The organism is Acinetobacter sp. YH12231 (assembly GCF_013417755.1).
Classification (GTDB): domain Bacteria; phylum Pseudomonadota; class Gammaproteobacteria; order Pseudomonadales; family Moraxellaceae; genus Acinetobacter; species Acinetobacter amyesii.
Genome location: NZ_VPDJ01000010.1, coordinates 59,324 through 73,838, shown reverse-complemented (window position 1 = coordinate 73,838; position 14,515 = coordinate 59,324). Strand labels below are relative to the sequence as shown.

At 40.8% G+C, this 14,515-nt stretch carries 26 protein-coding genes and 1 pseudogene; 13 read left to right on the top strand and 14 right to left on the bottom strand.

Annotated features, from left to right (window positions below; all coding sequences use genetic code 11):
- Positions 1-3: 3 nt before the first annotated feature.
- The 11 genes from FTV11_RS07765 to FTV11_RS07715 are packed head-to-tail and all read right to left on the bottom strand — an operon-like array spanning position 4 to position 5,183.
- Positions 4-408 carry a DUF1064 domain-containing protein gene (locus tag FTV11_RS07765; RefSeq protein ID WP_180073733.1) on the bottom strand — a complete coding sequence of 135 codons (405 nt, stop codon included), beginning with the start codon at positions 406-408 and terminating at the stop codon, positions 4-6.
- On the bottom strand, positions 386-643 hold the full coding sequence (locus tag FTV11_RS07760) for a hypothetical protein (RefSeq protein ID WP_180004861.1): 258 nt from the start codon (positions 641-643) through the stop codon (positions 386-388). Before FTV11_RS07760 ends, FTV11_RS07765 begins: the two co-directional genes overlap by 23 nt.
- Positions 640-918: a hypothetical protein gene (locus FTV11_RS07755; RefSeq protein ID WP_180073732.1), complete on the bottom strand. Its 279-nt coding sequence runs from the start codon at positions 916-918 to the stop codon at positions 640-642. Before FTV11_RS07755 ends, FTV11_RS07760 begins: the two co-directional genes overlap by 4 nt.
- Positions 915-1,505 carry a hypothetical protein gene (locus FTV11_RS07750; RefSeq protein ID WP_180073731.1) on the bottom strand — a complete coding sequence of 197 codons (591 nt, stop codon included), beginning with the start codon at positions 1,503-1,505 and terminating at the stop codon, positions 915-917. The genes FTV11_RS07755 and FTV11_RS07750 overlap by 4 nt, the downstream gene beginning before the upstream one ends.
- Entirely contained in the window at positions 1,502-1,789 is a 288-nt protein-coding gene (locus tag FTV11_RS07745; protein WP_180073730.1) for a hypothetical protein, read from the bottom strand. The genes FTV11_RS07750 and FTV11_RS07745 overlap by 4 nt, the downstream gene beginning before the upstream one ends.
- A complete protein-coding gene (locus FTV11_RS07740; protein WP_180073729.1) occupies positions 1,786-2,013 on the bottom strand; it encodes a hypothetical protein in 228 nt (75 codons plus the stop codon). The genes FTV11_RS07745 and FTV11_RS07740 overlap by 4 nt, the downstream gene beginning before the upstream one ends.
- Positions 2,010-3,329, bottom strand: a complete 1,320-nt coding sequence (locus FTV11_RS07735; protein ID WP_180073728.1) for a DnaB-like helicase C-terminal domain-containing protein — start codon at positions 3,327-3,329, stop codon at positions 2,010-2,012. Before FTV11_RS07735 ends, FTV11_RS07740 begins: the two co-directional genes overlap by 4 nt.
- On the bottom strand, positions 3,329-4,060 hold the full coding sequence (locus FTV11_RS07730) for a replication protein (RefSeq protein ID WP_180073727.1): 732 nt from the start codon (positions 4,058-4,060) through the stop codon (positions 3,329-3,331). Before FTV11_RS07730 ends, FTV11_RS07735 begins: the two co-directional genes overlap by 1 nt.
- Positions 4,053-4,223 (bottom strand): hypothetical protein, encoded by a 171-nt coding sequence (locus tag FTV11_RS07725; RefSeq protein ID WP_180073726.1) that lies wholly within the window; start codon positions 4,221-4,223, stop codon positions 4,053-4,055. Before FTV11_RS07725 ends, FTV11_RS07730 begins: the two co-directional genes overlap by 8 nt.
- Complete coding sequence (locus tag FTV11_RS07720; RefSeq protein WP_180073725.1) at positions 4,220-4,924, bottom strand: phage antirepressor KilAC domain-containing protein; 705 nt, start codon at positions 4,922-4,924, stop codon at positions 4,220-4,222. Before FTV11_RS07720 ends, FTV11_RS07725 begins: the two co-directional genes overlap by 4 nt.
- A 46-nt stretch (positions 4,925-4,970) precedes the next feature.
- A complete protein-coding gene (locus tag FTV11_RS07715) occupies positions 4,971-5,183 on the bottom strand; it encodes a Cro/CI family transcriptional regulator (protein ID WP_180073724.1) in 213 nt (70 codons plus the stop codon).
- Between the two features lie 135 nt (positions 5,184-5,318).
- Here FTV11_RS07715 and FTV11_RS16970 point away from each other — a divergent pair, with 135 nt between their 5' ends.
- The 12 genes from FTV11_RS16970 to FTV11_RS07655 all read left to right on the top strand — a co-directional run bounded on the left by FTV11_RS16970 (position 5,319) and on the right by FTV11_RS07655 (position 11,087).
- Positions 5,319-6,062 (top strand): LexA family transcriptional regulator, encoded by a 744-nt coding sequence (locus FTV11_RS16970; protein ID WP_218950488.1) that lies wholly within the window; start codon positions 5,319-5,321, stop codon positions 6,060-6,062.
- 318 nt (positions 6,063-6,380) lie between these two features.
- A complete protein-coding gene (locus FTV11_RS07705; RefSeq protein ID WP_180073723.1) occupies positions 6,381-6,734 on the top strand; it encodes a hypothetical protein in 354 nt (117 codons plus the stop codon).
- Positions 6,734-7,168: a hypothetical protein gene (locus FTV11_RS07700; RefSeq protein ID WP_180073722.1), complete on the top strand. Its 435-nt coding sequence runs from the start codon at positions 6,734-6,736 to the stop codon at positions 7,166-7,168. The genes FTV11_RS07705 and FTV11_RS07700 overlap by 1 nt, the downstream gene beginning before the upstream one ends.
- A complete protein-coding gene (locus tag FTV11_RS07695; protein ID WP_180073721.1) occupies positions 7,165-8,046 on the top strand; it encodes an ATP-binding protein in 882 nt (293 codons plus the stop codon). The genes FTV11_RS07700 and FTV11_RS07695 overlap by 4 nt, the downstream gene beginning before the upstream one ends.
- On the top strand, positions 8,046-8,561 hold the full coding sequence (locus tag FTV11_RS07690; protein WP_180073720.1) for a siphovirus Gp157 family protein: 516 nt from the start codon (positions 8,046-8,048) through the stop codon (positions 8,559-8,561). The genes FTV11_RS07695 and FTV11_RS07690 overlap by 1 nt, the downstream gene beginning before the upstream one ends.
- Before the next feature lie 9 nt (positions 8,562-8,570).
- Entirely contained in the window at positions 8,571-8,885 is a 315-nt protein-coding gene (locus tag FTV11_RS07685; protein ID WP_168416508.1) for a hypothetical protein, read from the top strand.
- Positions 8,885-9,130, top strand: a complete 246-nt coding sequence (locus FTV11_RS07680; protein ID WP_180073719.1) for a hypothetical protein — start codon at positions 8,885-8,887, stop codon at positions 9,128-9,130. The genes FTV11_RS07685 and FTV11_RS07680 overlap by 1 nt, the downstream gene beginning before the upstream one ends.
- The gene (locus FTV11_RS07675) at positions 9,131-9,712 is read left to right on the top strand and encodes an HNH endonuclease signature motif containing protein (RefSeq protein ID WP_180073718.1); all 582 of its coding nucleotides are present in this window, start codon (positions 9,131-9,133) and stop codon (positions 9,710-9,712) included.
- Entirely contained in the window at positions 9,712-10,110 is a 399-nt protein-coding gene (locus FTV11_RS07670; RefSeq protein ID WP_180073717.1) for a hypothetical protein, read from the top strand. Before FTV11_RS07675 ends, FTV11_RS07670 begins: the two co-directional genes overlap by 1 nt.
- A complete protein-coding gene (locus FTV11_RS07665; protein WP_180073716.1) occupies positions 10,103-10,465 on the top strand; it encodes a hypothetical protein in 363 nt (120 codons plus the stop codon). Before FTV11_RS07670 ends, FTV11_RS07665 begins: the two co-directional genes overlap by 8 nt.
- Positions 10,462-10,812, top strand: coding sequence for a hypothetical protein (locus FTV11_RS07660; protein ID WP_180073715.1), 351 nt, complete (start codon positions 10,462-10,464; stop codon positions 10,810-10,812). The genes FTV11_RS07665 and FTV11_RS07660 overlap by 4 nt, the downstream gene beginning before the upstream one ends.
- Positions 10,812-11,087: a pyocin activator PrtN family protein gene (locus FTV11_RS07655; protein ID WP_180073714.1), complete on the top strand. Its 276-nt coding sequence runs from the start codon at positions 10,812-10,814 to the stop codon at positions 11,085-11,087. Before FTV11_RS07660 ends, FTV11_RS07655 begins: the two co-directional genes overlap by 1 nt.
- Here FTV11_RS07655 and FTV11_RS07650 read toward each other — a convergent pair.
- A complete protein-coding gene (locus tag FTV11_RS07650) occupies positions 11,071-12,210 on the bottom strand; it encodes a tyrosine-type recombinase/integrase (protein WP_180073713.1) in 1,140 nt (379 codons plus the stop codon). The two genes, FTV11_RS07655 and FTV11_RS07650, sit on opposite strands and share 17 nt — an antisense overlap.
- A 188-nt stretch (positions 12,211-12,398) precedes the next feature.
- Between FTV11_RS07650 and FTV11_RS07645 the strand changes: the two are divergent.
- Positions 12,399-12,680: pseudogene (locus FTV11_RS07645) on the top strand (carboxymuconolactone decarboxylase family protein); the annotation flags it as partial.
- 104 nt (positions 12,681-12,784) lie between these two features.
- On the opposite strand, the gene FTV11_RS07640 reads toward FTV11_RS07645, so the two are convergent.
- Together FTV11_RS07640 and FTV11_RS07635 are read right to left on the bottom strand one after the other, a co-directional pair.
- Positions 12,785-13,042, bottom strand: coding sequence for a hypothetical protein (locus tag FTV11_RS07640; protein WP_078191893.1), 258 nt, complete (start codon positions 13,040-13,042; stop codon positions 12,785-12,787).
- Between the two features lie 186 nt (positions 13,043-13,228).
- A complete protein-coding gene (locus FTV11_RS07635) occupies positions 13,229-14,407 on the bottom strand; it encodes a trypsin-like peptidase domain-containing protein (protein WP_180073712.1) in 1,179 nt (392 codons plus the stop codon).
- Positions 14,408-14,515 lie beyond the last annotated feature (108 nt).

Below are 14,515 nucleotides of genomic sequence, written 5' to 3'. Positions count from 1 at the left end.
CCCTCAAACTTCTTTAATATCGATATCGTGTACTGTTTTCATCAAGTGTTTCTTATTGCGATAGCTTTGCAATTTCCGTGTTACTGCCGACTTCACATCCTCAACAATGAATTTCCCGTTTTCGATGTATGTAAAATCCGCGTAATACCTCAATTCAGGTTTTGCCCTTTTCTCGCCTTCCAGCTTGACCTTAGGTGCCAAGACAAATTTGACCTGACACCGTAACTCTGAAATTTCACCCCTCTGCATTCGCGCTGTAAGCTCGATATAGCGCTTGTACTCCTTGACGCTATCGAACTTCATTCCGTCCTTTTCAATGCGCTGTGAGTTAAATTTGCTGCGCACTGACTTGGGTTTAGTCTTGGGCGCATATTGTTTACGGTATTCAGCGAGTGAGATGCTGGTCACTGTTGCCTCGCTCTAAAACAATCTTGACAGCTTCAACAACTTGCTCGCACGTCCAACCATCTCTTGGAGACAATCCATTCACCCCATGAAGCATGCCTGAGATTTTTCGCATTGACTTTTCGAAGCGATCTTTACGCACCACTTCACCTGAAGCATCAAATTCAAGATCTTCAAGTTTTGCGTCTTTAAACTGCGGCAGGCGAATATCACGCTCTGTAACGTGGTTTTTACTCATCCCTCAATCACCTTCGTCGTCGGCGCAATATGATTGCGAATGTCTGATACATGGTCGGTTCGGTCGTGGTCGGCGATGGCTGCACGGAGGTCTTTTAACAGAACAAATTGAATTGCATATTCTTCTGACCATGAGTTGTCTAAATTGCTATAACTGAATGGAGCATGTTCACACTGTTCGTGAATATAATTTTTCCAACTAAGACAGTATCCAATCACCGGCCATTCAGGCGCACCCGCCACAATTTCCCGCATTTGTTCGATTGTTAGGTTCATGCTGCTAACTCCTGTAAACGATATTTCCTGCGCATTCCGCGATTCACACGCTCTGCTTTAAACTTGTTGTAAGACTGAAAGTCTTTAAATTTCACATCTGCTTTCATGTAGCACATGCACTTAAACAGCTTGTAACCCTTGTCTAAAAATGACTTATGCACATCATCGGTTTCTTTCTCCAAGCCTTTCCATCTGCGTTTAAAACCATGCTCATCCGTCACTTTTGCATCACTGCCACCAAGCTTGAATTGATCGTATGTCATGGCAGGAACATCAAACTGCACTGCTGACGTTTGAAGGTCTGCTGGGTCGTCCTTGTGGTAGTAATACGAGTCCATACCCACAAAAAACGCAGTGTCGTCCACCATTAAATCCCACAAAATTGGCACAACAAGATCACCATCGAAATACTCATACATACCCTCGATAGCCTGTTTTTTTGACACACCAGCGGCTTTTAATCTGCTTGATGCTTCGGTCAATTCAACATCATCAAAAGATGACCAAAGCTCATAAGTTTTAGCCAATTCATTTCGATACAGATTGACCAACTTATTCGGGTTATATTTCTTATTGCGCTTTTTCATCCCTTCACCCCAAATAACTGCTTTGCTTTTTCAGTAGCGCTATAGGTCCACACAGTTACGCGCTCCACATAGCCAACACTCATGAGATCCAATAAATAGGTTCTAATTGAGGAGTTTGACGCATCGATTCCATTTTCTTGTAGATCTGAGATTGAGAAACGAGTTGAGGAGTGCACAGCAAAACTTAAAACCATTAATCGCTTATCAAATTGCTCTGCTCTCATTGTTGTTTCATGTAATTTCTGAATTTTTGCATCAATTTTTTGACTGAATTGAGAACTCACACCCCACCTCCTAACACCGCGCCAAATTCACCAATCAACCCAAGCTGCTCCTTACACCACATTTTTCGAAATTCTTTTTCTTCTTGACTTACTTGCGTCACAGCCAAAGTTTCAAACATCGCTCTACCCGCAGACTTTGCCCGAAGCATGTTATTTGGATCGCAATTCAATTCAGGACTAAGCACCGCATTGCTGAACTGTGATAAGTATTCGAGTCTGTTCACACCCTACCTCCTGCTTCTTCAACCTGTACCGATGTGAAGCGACACACATCCAATTGATCTTGAACCAGCACAATTCCTTTCTTGCCATGACGGTTTTTAGTCACCAGCACCTCAGTCACACCAGTAGGCATTAAGTCCTCTGATTGAAGTTTTGGGTGTAGCAAGACGATCTGGTCTGCATCCTGTTCAATCTGACCCGATTCTTTAATGTCTGAACTCTTAGGACGTGAACCTTTGTCTGCATCACGGTTTAACTGAACCAATGCAATCACTGGACATTCAAACTCTTTCGCCATTGATTTGAGTTCACGGCTGATTGATGCCACCTCTTGAATGCGGTCTCTTTGGCTTGGATTGCGAAGTAACTGCAAGTAGTCAATAACGATGCACCCAAGTCCGATCTTCTTGTAGCGACGCTCTGCTTTGCGTACATAGGTACGAACTTCGCTTAATGTTGGCTTTTGCTTCGGCTCGATCCAAATTGGCAGCTTTGCATAGGCAGCTTGCGCATCCGTGAATGACTTCATCACACCTGACGACATACGAGCGTTGTGCAATTCGTCATAAGGAATGAAGCTCAGTGCGCTAATCATGCGATTGGCTAGAGTTTCTTTATCCATCTCAGCCGACACAAACAGCACACCTTTGTTTTTAAGTGCTGTGTCTAAAGCCAGCATCTGAGCCAAAGTTGATTTACCCGAACCTGGTCTACCACCAACAACACACAAATGCCCTTTTTGAACCGTACCGATCAACTTATCCAAAGTAGGCAGATTAAATCTCACACCTGATGGTTTGCCTGCTGCCATTGCTTCGGCTTTTTCGATCATCTTTTTCAAAGCGCTATCAATTGAATCTTCAAAACTTGCGCCCAAGTTGTTCTGATCCTGATTGTCTGATCCGCTAAATAAGCCCTCTGCTTCTGCAAACACATCATCAAGATTTAGATCATGAGCAATCATGGCAATCTTCTTGCCGATTTCCTCAACCTTACGGTGTGATTTCAGTTTGTTGAGTTCAGATACATAGCTACCCAAGTTATAAAAACTTGATGGTGATTCAGACATGAGCGTCATTAGGTAGTCGGTTGCATCAACCAACGATTTACTTTGATTTAGTTTCTGTTCAACTAGTACAGCGTCATAAGGTTTTCCAGTATCAGCCAATTCTGAAATGGCTTTAAAAATCTCTTGGTGCTTTGTTGAGAAGAAACAGTCTTGCGTTAAATCACCTGCAACAGTTTCATAAGAGTTTTGAACTGTCATTAATGCAGCAAGTACACATTGTTCGATTGCGATATTGTGGATATCAGACATCACCAAGCTCCTTTTACTGTTTTAAGGTTTTGAGGGATTGGTGCTGACTGATTAAATACTGGTGCTTGAGTTGTCCAGTAATCATTCTCCCAATTCTTTTGGTTTAACCATGCAGTTGGTGCTGGAATAAATTCACCATCTTGTTTAATCCAAGACTGATCTTGTTTTTGAGCATTTAGAATTTTGATCAATGTTTCAGTAGTCACAACTGATTTGTATTTTTCAAAAGTTTTAAATGTTCCTGACTTGTCTGATTTACGCTTACAACGTGGATATGCTTCCCAAAATTTTTCAAAGTCTTCTGAGTACACCCCTTGTTTTTGATTAGTTGTTTTTATATTTGTTTTTGTGTGTGGAAATTTTCCACTAGTAACTGGTGGAATTTCTCCACTAGTATGGTGTAAATTTTCCACTAGTGGAGATTCTACTAGTGTAGAAAATACACCATCATTTAGAGCATAAGATTTAGCTGCTTTAGCATTCTTTTGCGCATACTCTTTCACAAAACTAAATTCAATCAGTTCATTAATCGCCTTGATTACAGTCTTGCGTGACAAGCCTGTGATTTCCTCAAATTGAGTTAATGAGATAGCGTCCTTGTTCTTCTGCCAGCCGCGAGTTTTACGAACAATCACGATATACAATAGGTTTGCTGTAGGACTAAGCTTCTTCATTGCTTCATCAACGAAAGCGTTCGGAATCTGGAAGCTGTTAGGGATAAAATTACTCACAATCTCCCCCTTGTTTGAATTCTTCGTATTCATCCTGCACTTCTTCAATGTGAAACATATCCAGATCAGCGTCATACAGATCGACAACCGGGCAATAGTGGGAAGCAAAGTCTGGATGTTCTTTGTCGTATTGATCGATGAATTGGCGGGTTAGTTGGTTCATGCCGCACCCCGCAAATTAAACTTGGCTAATTCGCCTGCAATCCACTCGATACCTTTTGGTGTAAACAAGGCGTGATTAAATGCGTGGCCTGAATCACTTACGCCTGTTTTGACATGAAAGCGCTTTGCATCCACATGGTTTTGGTATGCAGTCCACTCACCATTGAGCTTGTACATAATTCGGTTTGACTCTAGGAATTCACGGAACTTGTATTCCTTGATCCGCAATAACTTTGCAACTTGGCGGAATGTTTTATTGCCATTGCCTGCAACGTATTTGTCCACGAATGCAACTTTAGGGGCTTGGATTTCTAACTGTTGAATAGCAGCCTGTTTTTGCTTTTCTTCTTCAATCCACTTTTTGGCGCGTTCGATTGGGTCGTCAATCATGTACGACGGTTTGCTTACTTGTAGCTCTAATTCCTTCCAGCGCTTGATAACTCGATTACGCAAAACAATGCTGTAACCAGTGACCAAAGTCATTGTTAATTCTTCATCTAACAAATATTCGGTTTGTTGGCGGTTCATTGAGTCAAAATAGATATGCTCAAATTTGAGCGCATCTAAATTTAAGGATGTGAACATTACGTCGCAGTCACGCTTAACATTTCGATGTTCTTTTTCGCAAAGTTCTGCAATTACGCGAGTGCCCATAGTTTTCTGTTCAGAATTTCCGAACTGTGGTAAAATTGGCATGTTCATATTGGGTATCTCCTTTTGAACATAAGAGAAAGCCTGACCTCGACCGTCAGGCTTTCTTGTTTTTGTGGAATGGCAGACCGAGAGCTGGCTTTACTTCAAAACCCGAAACAACAGCACCATTTCGAACTTCTAAATAAATCTCACGACCTTTTTTAACTGCCGCACTAATTGCGGTTTGGTGGCAACCAATCTTGCCGGCTGCAACTTTTTGACCTTCTTGCTTAACTAGATCACTCAAAAGCAATGTTTCGATTTCCATAAAATAACAATATTAGCTAAACACGCAATAATACTAACATTGTTATTATCATCTTGCAATAACATTGCTATTTGTAGTTTAATAATGTTGTTATTAGGATTGAGAGCAAGTTGGGTTTATATAATGATGTGCATAATGGCTAGAAAACCACTGTCATCAGCTCGCCAGCAAGATGCTGAACGCTTAAAGTCTATTTGGGCATCCTATAAAGATAATGCGCGCGCTAATGGTAAAAAAGTAACTCAAGATGATGTTTCCGAGGCGTGCGGCTGGGCAACGCAAGGTGCTTTTAGTGCATACCTAAATGCCAGAACACCACTTAATTTTGATGCCTTAATTAAGCTGTCAAACTTTTTTGATGTTACGCCTTTTGAGATTAGTCCGGAACTTGCATCTAATATTGAATCTATATCTTCTGGTGTAACAGATAGGATGGATAATAATGTGCAGGCGGTTGAGTTTAATGGTTTAAAACGCATACCAATCCTGACTTATGTTCAAGCTGGGAAGTGGAGAGAAGCCATTCAACTGCCAGCCGATGATTACACCTTTGTTACTGTGGATACTAGTCCGTCATCTTTTGGTGCTTATGTTGTTGGTGATAGTATGCTCCCTGATTTCAAGGAAGGTGATTTAATTATTATTGACACTCAAGTGCCGCCACAGCCAACAGACTATGTAATGGCTGAGAGTGCTGACGGAATAACATTTAAAAAATACCGCTCCAGAGGTGTAAATGAAAATGGCGTTGAGGTTTTTGACCTTGTTCCACTTAACCCTGATTTCCCAACAATTCGATCCGACCGATCAAAGATTGAGATTATTGGCACAGTAGTGGAGCATCGCAGAACACTAAAAAGACAATCAAAATATAATTAATAACATTATTAAATATATGACCGCTTCGGCGGTCTTTTTTTTGCCTGAAAATGTAAACAAATAAAAAATTACTAACATTGTTATTGAATTAAAATAATAACAATGTTATTATTGACCTCGTAAACACAAAACGAGATAACCCATGACTCAGTTCAAAACTCTAGCTACAGGAACAAACCACACAAGCCTAATCTTCTGTGATGGTGAATTAAAAGTAGTTCGTCTTGGTGAAGTTATTGCAGTTATCACGAATTGGTAAACACAAAAAAAGCCCCGAACAATCTTGGCGGATGCGGGGCGTGAACTACGAGGTCTATTATGGATAGTAACAAGAAACAAATCAAGTTTGCTGGTGGTGCTCTTGCACTTGCAGCATTCATTATCGGTGCATTTTCAATATCACCTGCCTCCACTACCGCACCGATTGATGACAATCAAGTTGTCGTTACAGGTGACGTAAAGCTTAAGCAAAAACTTAAATTTTGTGCTGAACAATGCCCTGCGCTAATCACTATCGGTGATTACGAAGTATTTGTTGAATATGGGCTTGATGGTGAGTCAATTCGCTATATGGAACCAATGAGCGTCACTAAAGATGGCATCGAAGTAAATGCATATATCGATCAGGTAGATATTCAAAATATTAACGCTGCGATTTTGCGAGGTGATTAATGAACACCAAAGCTAACACTTTAATCCTTGCCCCTGTCTTCCCTGATTTTGAAGTAGCTGAAGACATTGTTATTCAAGACGGCAAGGTTGAATTCACACTTCAGTATCGCTTCGACTTTATCAGTGATGGGTCTATTGAATGCAGTATGCCATTACTTGAATGCACACAAGGTTTTGCAGTTGGTGATTCAGATCCACAAAACTGCCATGAAATTGATATCCCTGCTTTTAAAGCAATTGAAAACACACTGGTAACTGTAATGAAAACTGATGCTGTGGCAACTAAAGAAGGCAATGAATTTGTCTTACTTCCTGAGCAGTTGCGTGCGTTGAATGTGTTGATTGTGGATTGGTGTGAAGAGCAGTTTTTGAAGGAATCTGAACAGCAAGCTACTTATGTTGCTGAGGATATAGCAGAGGAGATTTACGGATGAATAATCAAACTAACGAGTCGTTCTCTTTTCAAAAAGCTGAACGTAAAAAAGCAAAACTAAAGCTCAACTTAAACGGCCCAAGCGGTTCAGGCAAAACTTACTCGGCACTCCTAATGGCAAGCGGAATATCTTCTAGAATTGCTTTGATTGACACGGAAAATGAGTCAGCAAGTTTGTACGCAAACGATTTTAAGTTTGATACCTTGCCTTTGCGCCCCCCTTACACTCCTGAGCGTTTTGCAGGTGCTATTTTGGCAGCTTACAACATGGGGTATGAGGTTTTGATTATAGATAGCGCCTCACATGAATGGATTGGTACCGGTGGATGCTTGGAAATTAATGACATGACTGCTCGTACTAAATTTAAAGGCAATACATGGTCTGCCTGGTCTGATACCACCCCACGCCACCGTCGTTTTATTGATGCAATCCTACAGACCGATATGCACATCATCACAACCACCCGTGCAAAAACCGAAACCGTACAAGGTGAAGGCAAAAAGATTGTGAAATTAGGGATGAAGGCTGAACAGCGTGATGGTTACGAGTATGAATTAACTGTTGCTCTTGATGTTGTTCATGACAATCACTTTGTTACACCAACAAAAGACCGCACCAAGCTATTCAATACTGATGGCGAAATCATCACACGTGAGACTGGTGAAAAGCTTGTTGCTTGGCTAAATGATGGTAAGAGCCAAGAAGAGGCTCTGCAAGAGGCTTTTTCTGAAGCTTTATCACGAATCAATTTAACAAACGATATTGCTGAACTTGGAATTATATATTCCCAATTCAAGGGTGCTGAGTGTGAAGCAGAAATTATAAGTGCTTGCAGCTCTCGTAAAACAAATCTCACTCAGCAACAAGGAACAGCATAATGACTACTTTATATGACTTCGGCTCTGCTCTTGGTGACACTGTTGAAAAAATCCAAGATCTATTGGATGAGGGTATTAGTGCTGATGATGAGCGTGTGCAAGAGCTTCTTGAGCAAATGGTTGCTCAAGAAGAAGATTGGGAGAACAAGGCAGTTAATGTTGCCAAGTACCTCAATCAATTGTCTAAAGATGAGGTGATGATTGACTCGGAAATTCTGCGCCTAACCAATAAGCGGAAAAATATTAGCAACGCCTATGCAAATCTATCTGGCTTATTGATGTGGCAGATGGAGAATTTTGGGAAGCTAGAAATTAAAGACTCTTTATTATCTGTAAAAATTCGTGAAAACCCTATCTCGGTTGTTGTTAAGGATGAGGATGCTATTCCTTCTCAATTCAAGGCCATGAAAACCACCATCACTGTGAATAAGAATGCGCTGAAATTAGCTTTTAAAGAAGGTGCAAAAATTGAAGGTGTGGAGTTTGTGCGCACTAAAAAGCTTGCGATTAAGTGAGGTGGCTGCATGAAACTACCAAACAGCATTTCACCCGCCTTTATCGAATGGCTAGATCGTGGCGGTCACAAAATTGAACTCAAGAAAAACGCCATGATTGTGAAAAAGCAATTTAGCGATGGTGTGAAACGCAGCGTGATTCCTTTCGAGCGTCACGAAATTAAAGAGTTTTACGAATTGGACGAATACCTATCCCAGCGTTATGAGCTTTTTCTAAAGCAGTATTTCAATAATGGGAAAAGCTTTGTTGATGACTTGAAATGGGCCATGGCTGGCAAGTATCGCAAGGCTGTGATGATGAATAATTTGGCGAAGGTGGCGTGATGAGCACATTGAAAGATTTAAACAAGCATCTGTTTGATCAGTTGGATCGTTTAGCTAAGGCTGATAAAGATGAGCTTGAAACTGAGGTTAAACGCGCTCAGACAATTCAGGGCATTAGTGCTGAGATTATCAAGGCACACGCTACTCAGTTGGATGCGGTTAAGTTGGTCGCTCAACACAAAGGCTTAAATCAGGATCAGCAAGCACCACGCATTGCGCTTGGCGATATGAATGTCGAGGTTTAAATGAAAGTTAAATACACACCTGAAATGGATACCTTTTTGATTAAGCACACAATCCTGCCTCGCAAGGAATTAACCGAGCTTTTTAATGCTGAGTTTAGTGTGAGTGTCAATGTGGATCAGATTAAGGCTCACTGCCTCAGGATTGGTGCTAAAACTGGCCGTACTGGTCGCCTGGAAAAGGGTCATGTTACTTGGAATAAAGGCATGAAAGGCTATAAACCAAGTCCTGAAACCATGTGGAAAAAAGGCAATATTCCCCACACTTCAGCACCAGTTGGTTATGAGTACATCACGAAAGATGGCTACATCGAGCGCAAGTTTGAGGGTGAGCGTCAAATGAAGCTCAAGCATAAGTACCTATGGGAGAAGGCTAATGGTCCTATTCCTAATGGTCACGCATTAATCTTTAAAAACGGCATTAAAACCGATTGTCGCTTGGATAACTTAATGTTGGTAAGCCGTGCGGAATTGCTTGCAATGAACCGTAAATTTAAAGAATTGCAGCGACCTGAAACAAAGGAAACCGTTGCGCTTTTAGCAAAGCTTTATGTGCAAAGTCAGAATATTGGAAAGGTGGTGTGATGGATATTCAGAAAGAAAGAGAAGCGTTTGAAAGATTGCCTTTAGCTGAATTGGCAATCAAAAGTGAATATGTTTATTACAACGAAGAAACAAATTCATATTGGCCCAATGAGGGTTTTTGCCCATCAGATGCCCCTGAAACAATGAACTTTGCTTGGGAAGCATGGAAAGCAGCCAAAGCCCAAGCGGTGCCGGAGTGGTTTGACTACACAAAACAGTCGCCTCAAATGGATGGGAATTATCAAATCTTTATCAAAGGCGAGCAAATTACAGCTAAATGGGTGTCTCGATTTGGATTTGCCGACCCCATCGAAGGCGATGCATTGAGGCAAGAACTCATTACTCACTGGGCTATGCAGCCTCAATCACCAAAAGCACAGGAGCCAGCCAATGACTGAAATTCAATTAACAAAACTTCAACTGGCTAACTATGTTTGCGACGAGCTACACAAAGAAATGCCATTTGATCTGATTTTTAATCAGGACGAATTCGTGCCATTTATGGAAATCATTGACGCTTCAAATCTTAATATTGGATTTCCAGTCAAGAACATCGGTGACAAGATTCATGTCGGTGTAACTAAAGTGAATTCAAACGCTCTATATCAGGCGCTGAGCAGCTATATAAAGGAGCACGACCATCCAAGTTCTGATATTGATCGGTTTATTGCAAGCGGTGAATTTGATAAGGCTTTTAAAGATGTGTTTGGGTTGCCGAGTGGCGTGGTAAAGTCTTTGGGAGAAGTGTCGTGAAATTCTATGAAAGAGTGATCAGCGATTTTGGTGGTTATGAAAAGTGCAAGGATATTTTAAGCCAACCCAACATTAATTTTATTATGAATGCTCAGGGATTGCGCGAACACATGCTTGAATACCGCCGCCAGCACAATATTTTTGAGGTTGGGGATAAGGTTGTTTATCGCAACTTACCGCACGAAAGATTGTTTTATGTCAAAGCGGTTTTAGATGGATCAATTGTTTTACACGAGTGCTGTGATGAAGTAGGTGCAAGGTGCTTTAGTGAATTTGAACCGTATAGTGATATTCAGCACGCCAACGATGAAGAAATCAAAGCGGGTAAAAGATTGGAGGTGAAGTGATGGGAGCATTACAGTTTTCAACTTATGACTACTTGTTTTTAAAGCATCGCTCTGTTGTGGTGAAGTTGCTCGATATTGCGGATGAATACTACCCGTCCCTAAAAAAAGCGACTGTGCATCAGATGGCGACCGAAAACAAGTTTCCCTTTCCAGTGTTTAAGCTGGATCAGAAAAGCCGTACAGCGCCATATTTCGTAAACTTGCGGGATTTGGCAGATGCGCTAGATAAAGAGCATCGAAGCGCATCAAAAGACTTTGCTACATTTCACCAATGATCTGTAGCAGGTCATCTAGCTGTAAAATGTTCACCCTCTTTTTTACTGACACATATCGCTCAAGGCTGCTCCACGTGTCATGCAATGTGACTTGCTGTATTTGCGGAATAGTTAATCCATTCTCAGCAAGTCGTGTTGCTCCCTCATGCCTTAAATCGTGAAACCTAAAGTCACTCATACCTAAAATGTGGCAGGATTGGTTAAACTCGGATGCTATAGCAACAGCAGACAATGGTATAAGTAAGTCACTATCACCACCCATCTTTAGCATTCTTGATCTTGTATCATCCTGCATTAGAAGCTCAATGATTTTTTGACAGTCTGAAAGCACGTTGAAGTGTTTGTGATTCCCTTTTGAGCCGTTAGGGTTTTTTAAATCTCGAACCATCCATGATTGATGTTTTTTATCATAATCGCTTAACCGTATTCGGGTTATCTCTGCTTGTCGCCTGCATGAAAAAATAGCGAATAGAACAATTAAGTGCATTGGGTAAGCAGTCCGCCCACGATTCCATTTATCGAGATAATGCAGCAATAGGTTTTTTAATTCAGCATTGGATAGCAATCTATCTCGCCTATCTGACTTCTTGATCTGTCGGGTCTTTCTGAGTTGTAGGCAGGCATTGTTAAATTCATTCAAATTGACATTGATGCGCCACATCACAGAAGCATGAGTCAAGATGGATTTAATGTTTTGGAGTTCATTTAAGATGGTTGATGGCAAGACTGGGTCAAGGCCTAACTTGCTATAGCCTTTCTTCCGCAGAGCCACATGCTCGGAAACATGGGTGGCATTAATTTGCTCTAAATACACCTTGGCAATAGGTAGTTTTGCAATTAGATCAAGCGACCTGTTTTTAGTGCGACCAAATTCATCGCCCACTTCTTCTTTATATTTTACAATAGCAGCAGCAATCGTCATTGACTTATTATTGATACCAAGCAAAATATCAGGATTATCTGCTATTTCTTGCTCACGCTTGTTGAGCCAGTTTGATGCAGTGCGCATGGTGCCAAAGGTTTTGCTTTCCTTGTATTCAGGTAAACCAGTGCGTTTAATGCGTATTTCAGCACGATAACGGATAGCACCGCTGACGCTTTTGCGCTGTGTGATTGTTCCCATTTTTACGCCATTTTATGTTTTTCTCAGATGGCGTAAATTATGGCGTAATTCGATAAGCTTTAATACTTGTTAATCTGTATTAATCGTTATTAATCGGCAAGCGGCTTATTTAATTAAAGTACTGTAATTTATAATAAAACAGATAAGATATTGATAATTAAAACATATTTAGCATTTATATTAATGTGTTGCAAGATTGGATTAATGAGCATGCATGGGGTTCAACTTGGCAGCGTGAAGGCGTTTTACCCCGTAAATATCGCTCACTGATTACTATTGCATTTTTAACAGCACAAAAAAGTCCGACAGAACTCAAAGGTCATGTCCGAGGTGCTTTAAATAACGGGGCGACTGTAGAAGAAATTCAGGAAGTATTACTTCATAGTTTGCCATATTGTGGTGCACCAGCGACTCAAGAAGCCTTTCGTGCGGCGCTTGAAGTCATTAACGACTATCAAAAATCTGAATAAGATACTGCGTTATAAAACAGTTTTAGAAAACTACGCTTAGCGTGGTTTTCTAAAGGGTTTCATCTTGTTTTTAACTTACGACCTTAAATGCAGTGAATCCCGAATCAAATCCAGTAGACATTAAAATTATAGAAGAATTCATTCACTTCAAATCGAACTTGATATCCCAATTCTGTAAGCTCAGCAGATAAACTTCGAATCTCTTCTAAAGCTAAATGCTTGGGTAAAACCGTAAATACGGCGGTATTCCCCTGTTTGGCATTTTCCTCAATCAGCAAAGCCAAACGTGTCTTATATAAGGCGATATCTAAATTGGCTTGACTGGATAAAACTTTGGCATGTTCAGCGGGTAAAAAGCTCATATTCTTATACGCTTATCTGATTATTATTGCTTATAAATTAAGCCAAATTCAGCAAAGCGTGCAATGCATTTTTGTAATTGATATTTCAATTACAAAGCGCATTGTTTGGCGCAAACGATGCTCTTCAAAGCGATATACAAAAAAAGGTACTCAAAAGAAATCCCTCATGACGAGGGATTTTCTATGCTAGCGGGGTAATGGAATATATTGCGAGTCACTGTTTTGAGTTTGCGGTTTACGCTCTCCCACTTGTACAGGTAATGTCATCACCTTTCCGTCTCGCTCAATGTCAATTTGCATAGTGCTCAATGGCGCTTGTTGTGCAACGTAGTTGATTAAATGCGAAGTCAAGGTAATTAGCTCATTATTCACTTTCATGATTTTATCACCACGTTTTAAACCTGCTTGTGCTGCAGGTCCATTGCGAATGACATCTGCGACAATCACGCCATTCACCCGTGGATCTAAAATATTTTCTTGTTTAATTGGAAGTAAACTAATACCTAACCAACCACGTACCACTCGCCCATCTTTTAAAATAGCGTTCAGCACTTGTTGGCACACTTTTGCAGGAATGGCAAAACCAATCCCCAAAGAGCCACCTGACTGCGAGAAGATCGCGGTATTTACACCAATTAAGTTCCCTGCAACATCAATTAAAGCACCACCAGAGTTGCCGGGGTTGATCGCCGCATCTGTTTGAATAAAGTCTTCGTAAGTGTTGATTCCCAAATCTGAACGACCTGTAGCTGAGATAATCCCTTGCGTAACCGTCTGACCCACGCCAAAAGGGTTACCAATCGCTAGGACGACATCACCGACTTCATTGCCACTTAGCTTAAACGGTAAAACCGGTAATTGACTCATTTCAATCTTAATCACAGCTAAGTCTGTATCTGGGTCTGTGCCCACAACTTTCGCTTCAGCACGACGACCATCATGTAAAGCCACAACGATCTGATCGGCCTGTGCGATCACGTGGTTATTCGTCAAAATATAGCCATCTGGACGAACAATCACACCTGAACCTAAACTATTTTCGTTTTGATTGGTTTGATCTGGAAGTTGATTACCAAAAAACTCACGGTAAACAGGATCATTTAATAAAGGATGATCCAATTGTTTCACTTTTTGCGTAGTGAAAATATTGACAACCGCTGGAGCAGCAACTTTTACCGCAGCACTATACGAAACTACACCGCCTGTACGCGACGTATCAATGAGAGGCTCAACCTTTTCTGCAGGCATTTTAACCCCATCTGGGGCAATGGGTGCTTTAGGTTTTTGAACCTGTTGCCATGTAAAGAAACCGATGATCACAAGTATTAATAATACCCAAGGTAACCATGTAAAGGTCCGACGCACGTCTATATCCTCTAAATTTTATAATTCATTGATGGCTAAATAATTTATATCGTATTGTAATGTAATATTTTCAACAAACTTAAAAATAAACACAGAGATTTGTGATTC

Excerpts from the sequence above, each read along its gene's own strand:
- FTV11_RS07760 (WP_180004861.1), bottom strand. The coding sequence starts at position 643 with ATGAGTAAAAACCACGTTACAGAGCGTGATATTCGCCTGCCGCAGTTT.
- FTV11_RS07755 (WP_180073732.1), bottom strand. The coding sequence starts at position 918 with ATGAACCTAACAATCGAACAAATGCGGGAAATTGTGGCGGGTGCGCCT.
- FTV11_RS07750 (WP_180073731.1), bottom strand. The coding sequence starts at position 1,505 with ATGAAAAAGCGCAATAAGAAATATAACCCGAATAAGTTGGTCAATCTG.
- FTV11_RS07735 (WP_180073728.1), bottom strand. The coding sequence starts at position 3,329 with ATGTCTGATATCCACAATATCGCAATCGAACAATGTGTACTTGCTGCA.
- FTV11_RS07725 (WP_180073726.1), bottom strand. The coding sequence starts at position 4,223 with ATGAACCAACTAACCCGCCAATTCATCGATCAATACGACAAAGAACAT.
- FTV11_RS07720 (WP_180073725.1), bottom strand. The coding sequence starts at position 4,924 with ATGAACATGCCAATTTTACCACAGTTCGGAAATTCTGAACAGAAAACT.
- FTV11_RS07715 (WP_180073724.1), bottom strand. The coding sequence starts at position 5,183 with ATGGAAATCGAAACATTGCTTTTGAGTGATCTAGTTAAGCAAGAAGGT.
- FTV11_RS16970 (WP_218950488.1), top strand. The coding sequence starts at position 5,319 with ATGGCTAGAAAACCACTGTCATCAGCTCGCCAGCAAGATGCTGAACGC.
- FTV11_RS07705 (WP_180073723.1), top strand. The coding sequence starts at position 6,381 with ATGGATAGTAACAAGAAACAAATCAAGTTTGCTGGTGGTGCTCTTGCA.
- FTV11_RS07700 (WP_180073722.1), top strand. The coding sequence starts at position 6,734 with ATGAACACCAAAGCTAACACTTTAATCCTTGCCCCTGTCTTCCCTGAT.
- FTV11_RS07695 (WP_180073721.1), top strand. The coding sequence starts at position 7,165 with ATGAATAATCAAACTAACGAGTCGTTCTCTTTTCAAAAAGCTGAACGT.
- FTV11_RS07690 (WP_180073720.1), top strand. The coding sequence starts at position 8,046 with ATGACTACTTTATATGACTTCGGCTCTGCTCTTGGTGACACTGTTGAA.
- FTV11_RS07685 (WP_168416508.1), top strand. The coding sequence starts at position 8,571 with ATGAAACTACCAAACAGCATTTCACCCGCCTTTATCGAATGGCTAGAT.
- FTV11_RS07680 (WP_180073719.1), top strand. The coding sequence starts at position 8,885 with ATGAGCACATTGAAAGATTTAAACAAGCATCTGTTTGATCAGTTGGAT.
- FTV11_RS07675 (WP_180073718.1), top strand. The coding sequence starts at position 9,131 with ATGAAAGTTAAATACACACCTGAAATGGATACCTTTTTGATTAAGCAC.
- FTV11_RS07670 (WP_180073717.1), top strand. The coding sequence starts at position 9,712 with ATGGATATTCAGAAAGAAAGAGAAGCGTTTGAAAGATTGCCTTTAGCT.
- FTV11_RS07665 (WP_180073716.1), top strand. The coding sequence starts at position 10,103 with ATGACTGAAATTCAATTAACAAAACTTCAACTGGCTAACTATGTTTGC.
- FTV11_RS07655 (WP_180073714.1), top strand. The coding sequence starts at position 10,812 with ATGGGAGCATTACAGTTTTCAACTTATGACTACTTGTTTTTAAAGCAT.
- FTV11_RS07650 (WP_180073713.1), bottom strand. The coding sequence starts at position 12,210 with ATGGGAACAATCACACAGCGCAAAAGCGTCAGCGGTGCTATCCGTTAT.
- FTV11_RS07640 (WP_078191893.1), bottom strand. The coding sequence starts at position 13,042 with ATGAGCTTTTTACCCGCTGAACATGCCAAAGTTTTATCCAGTCAAGCC.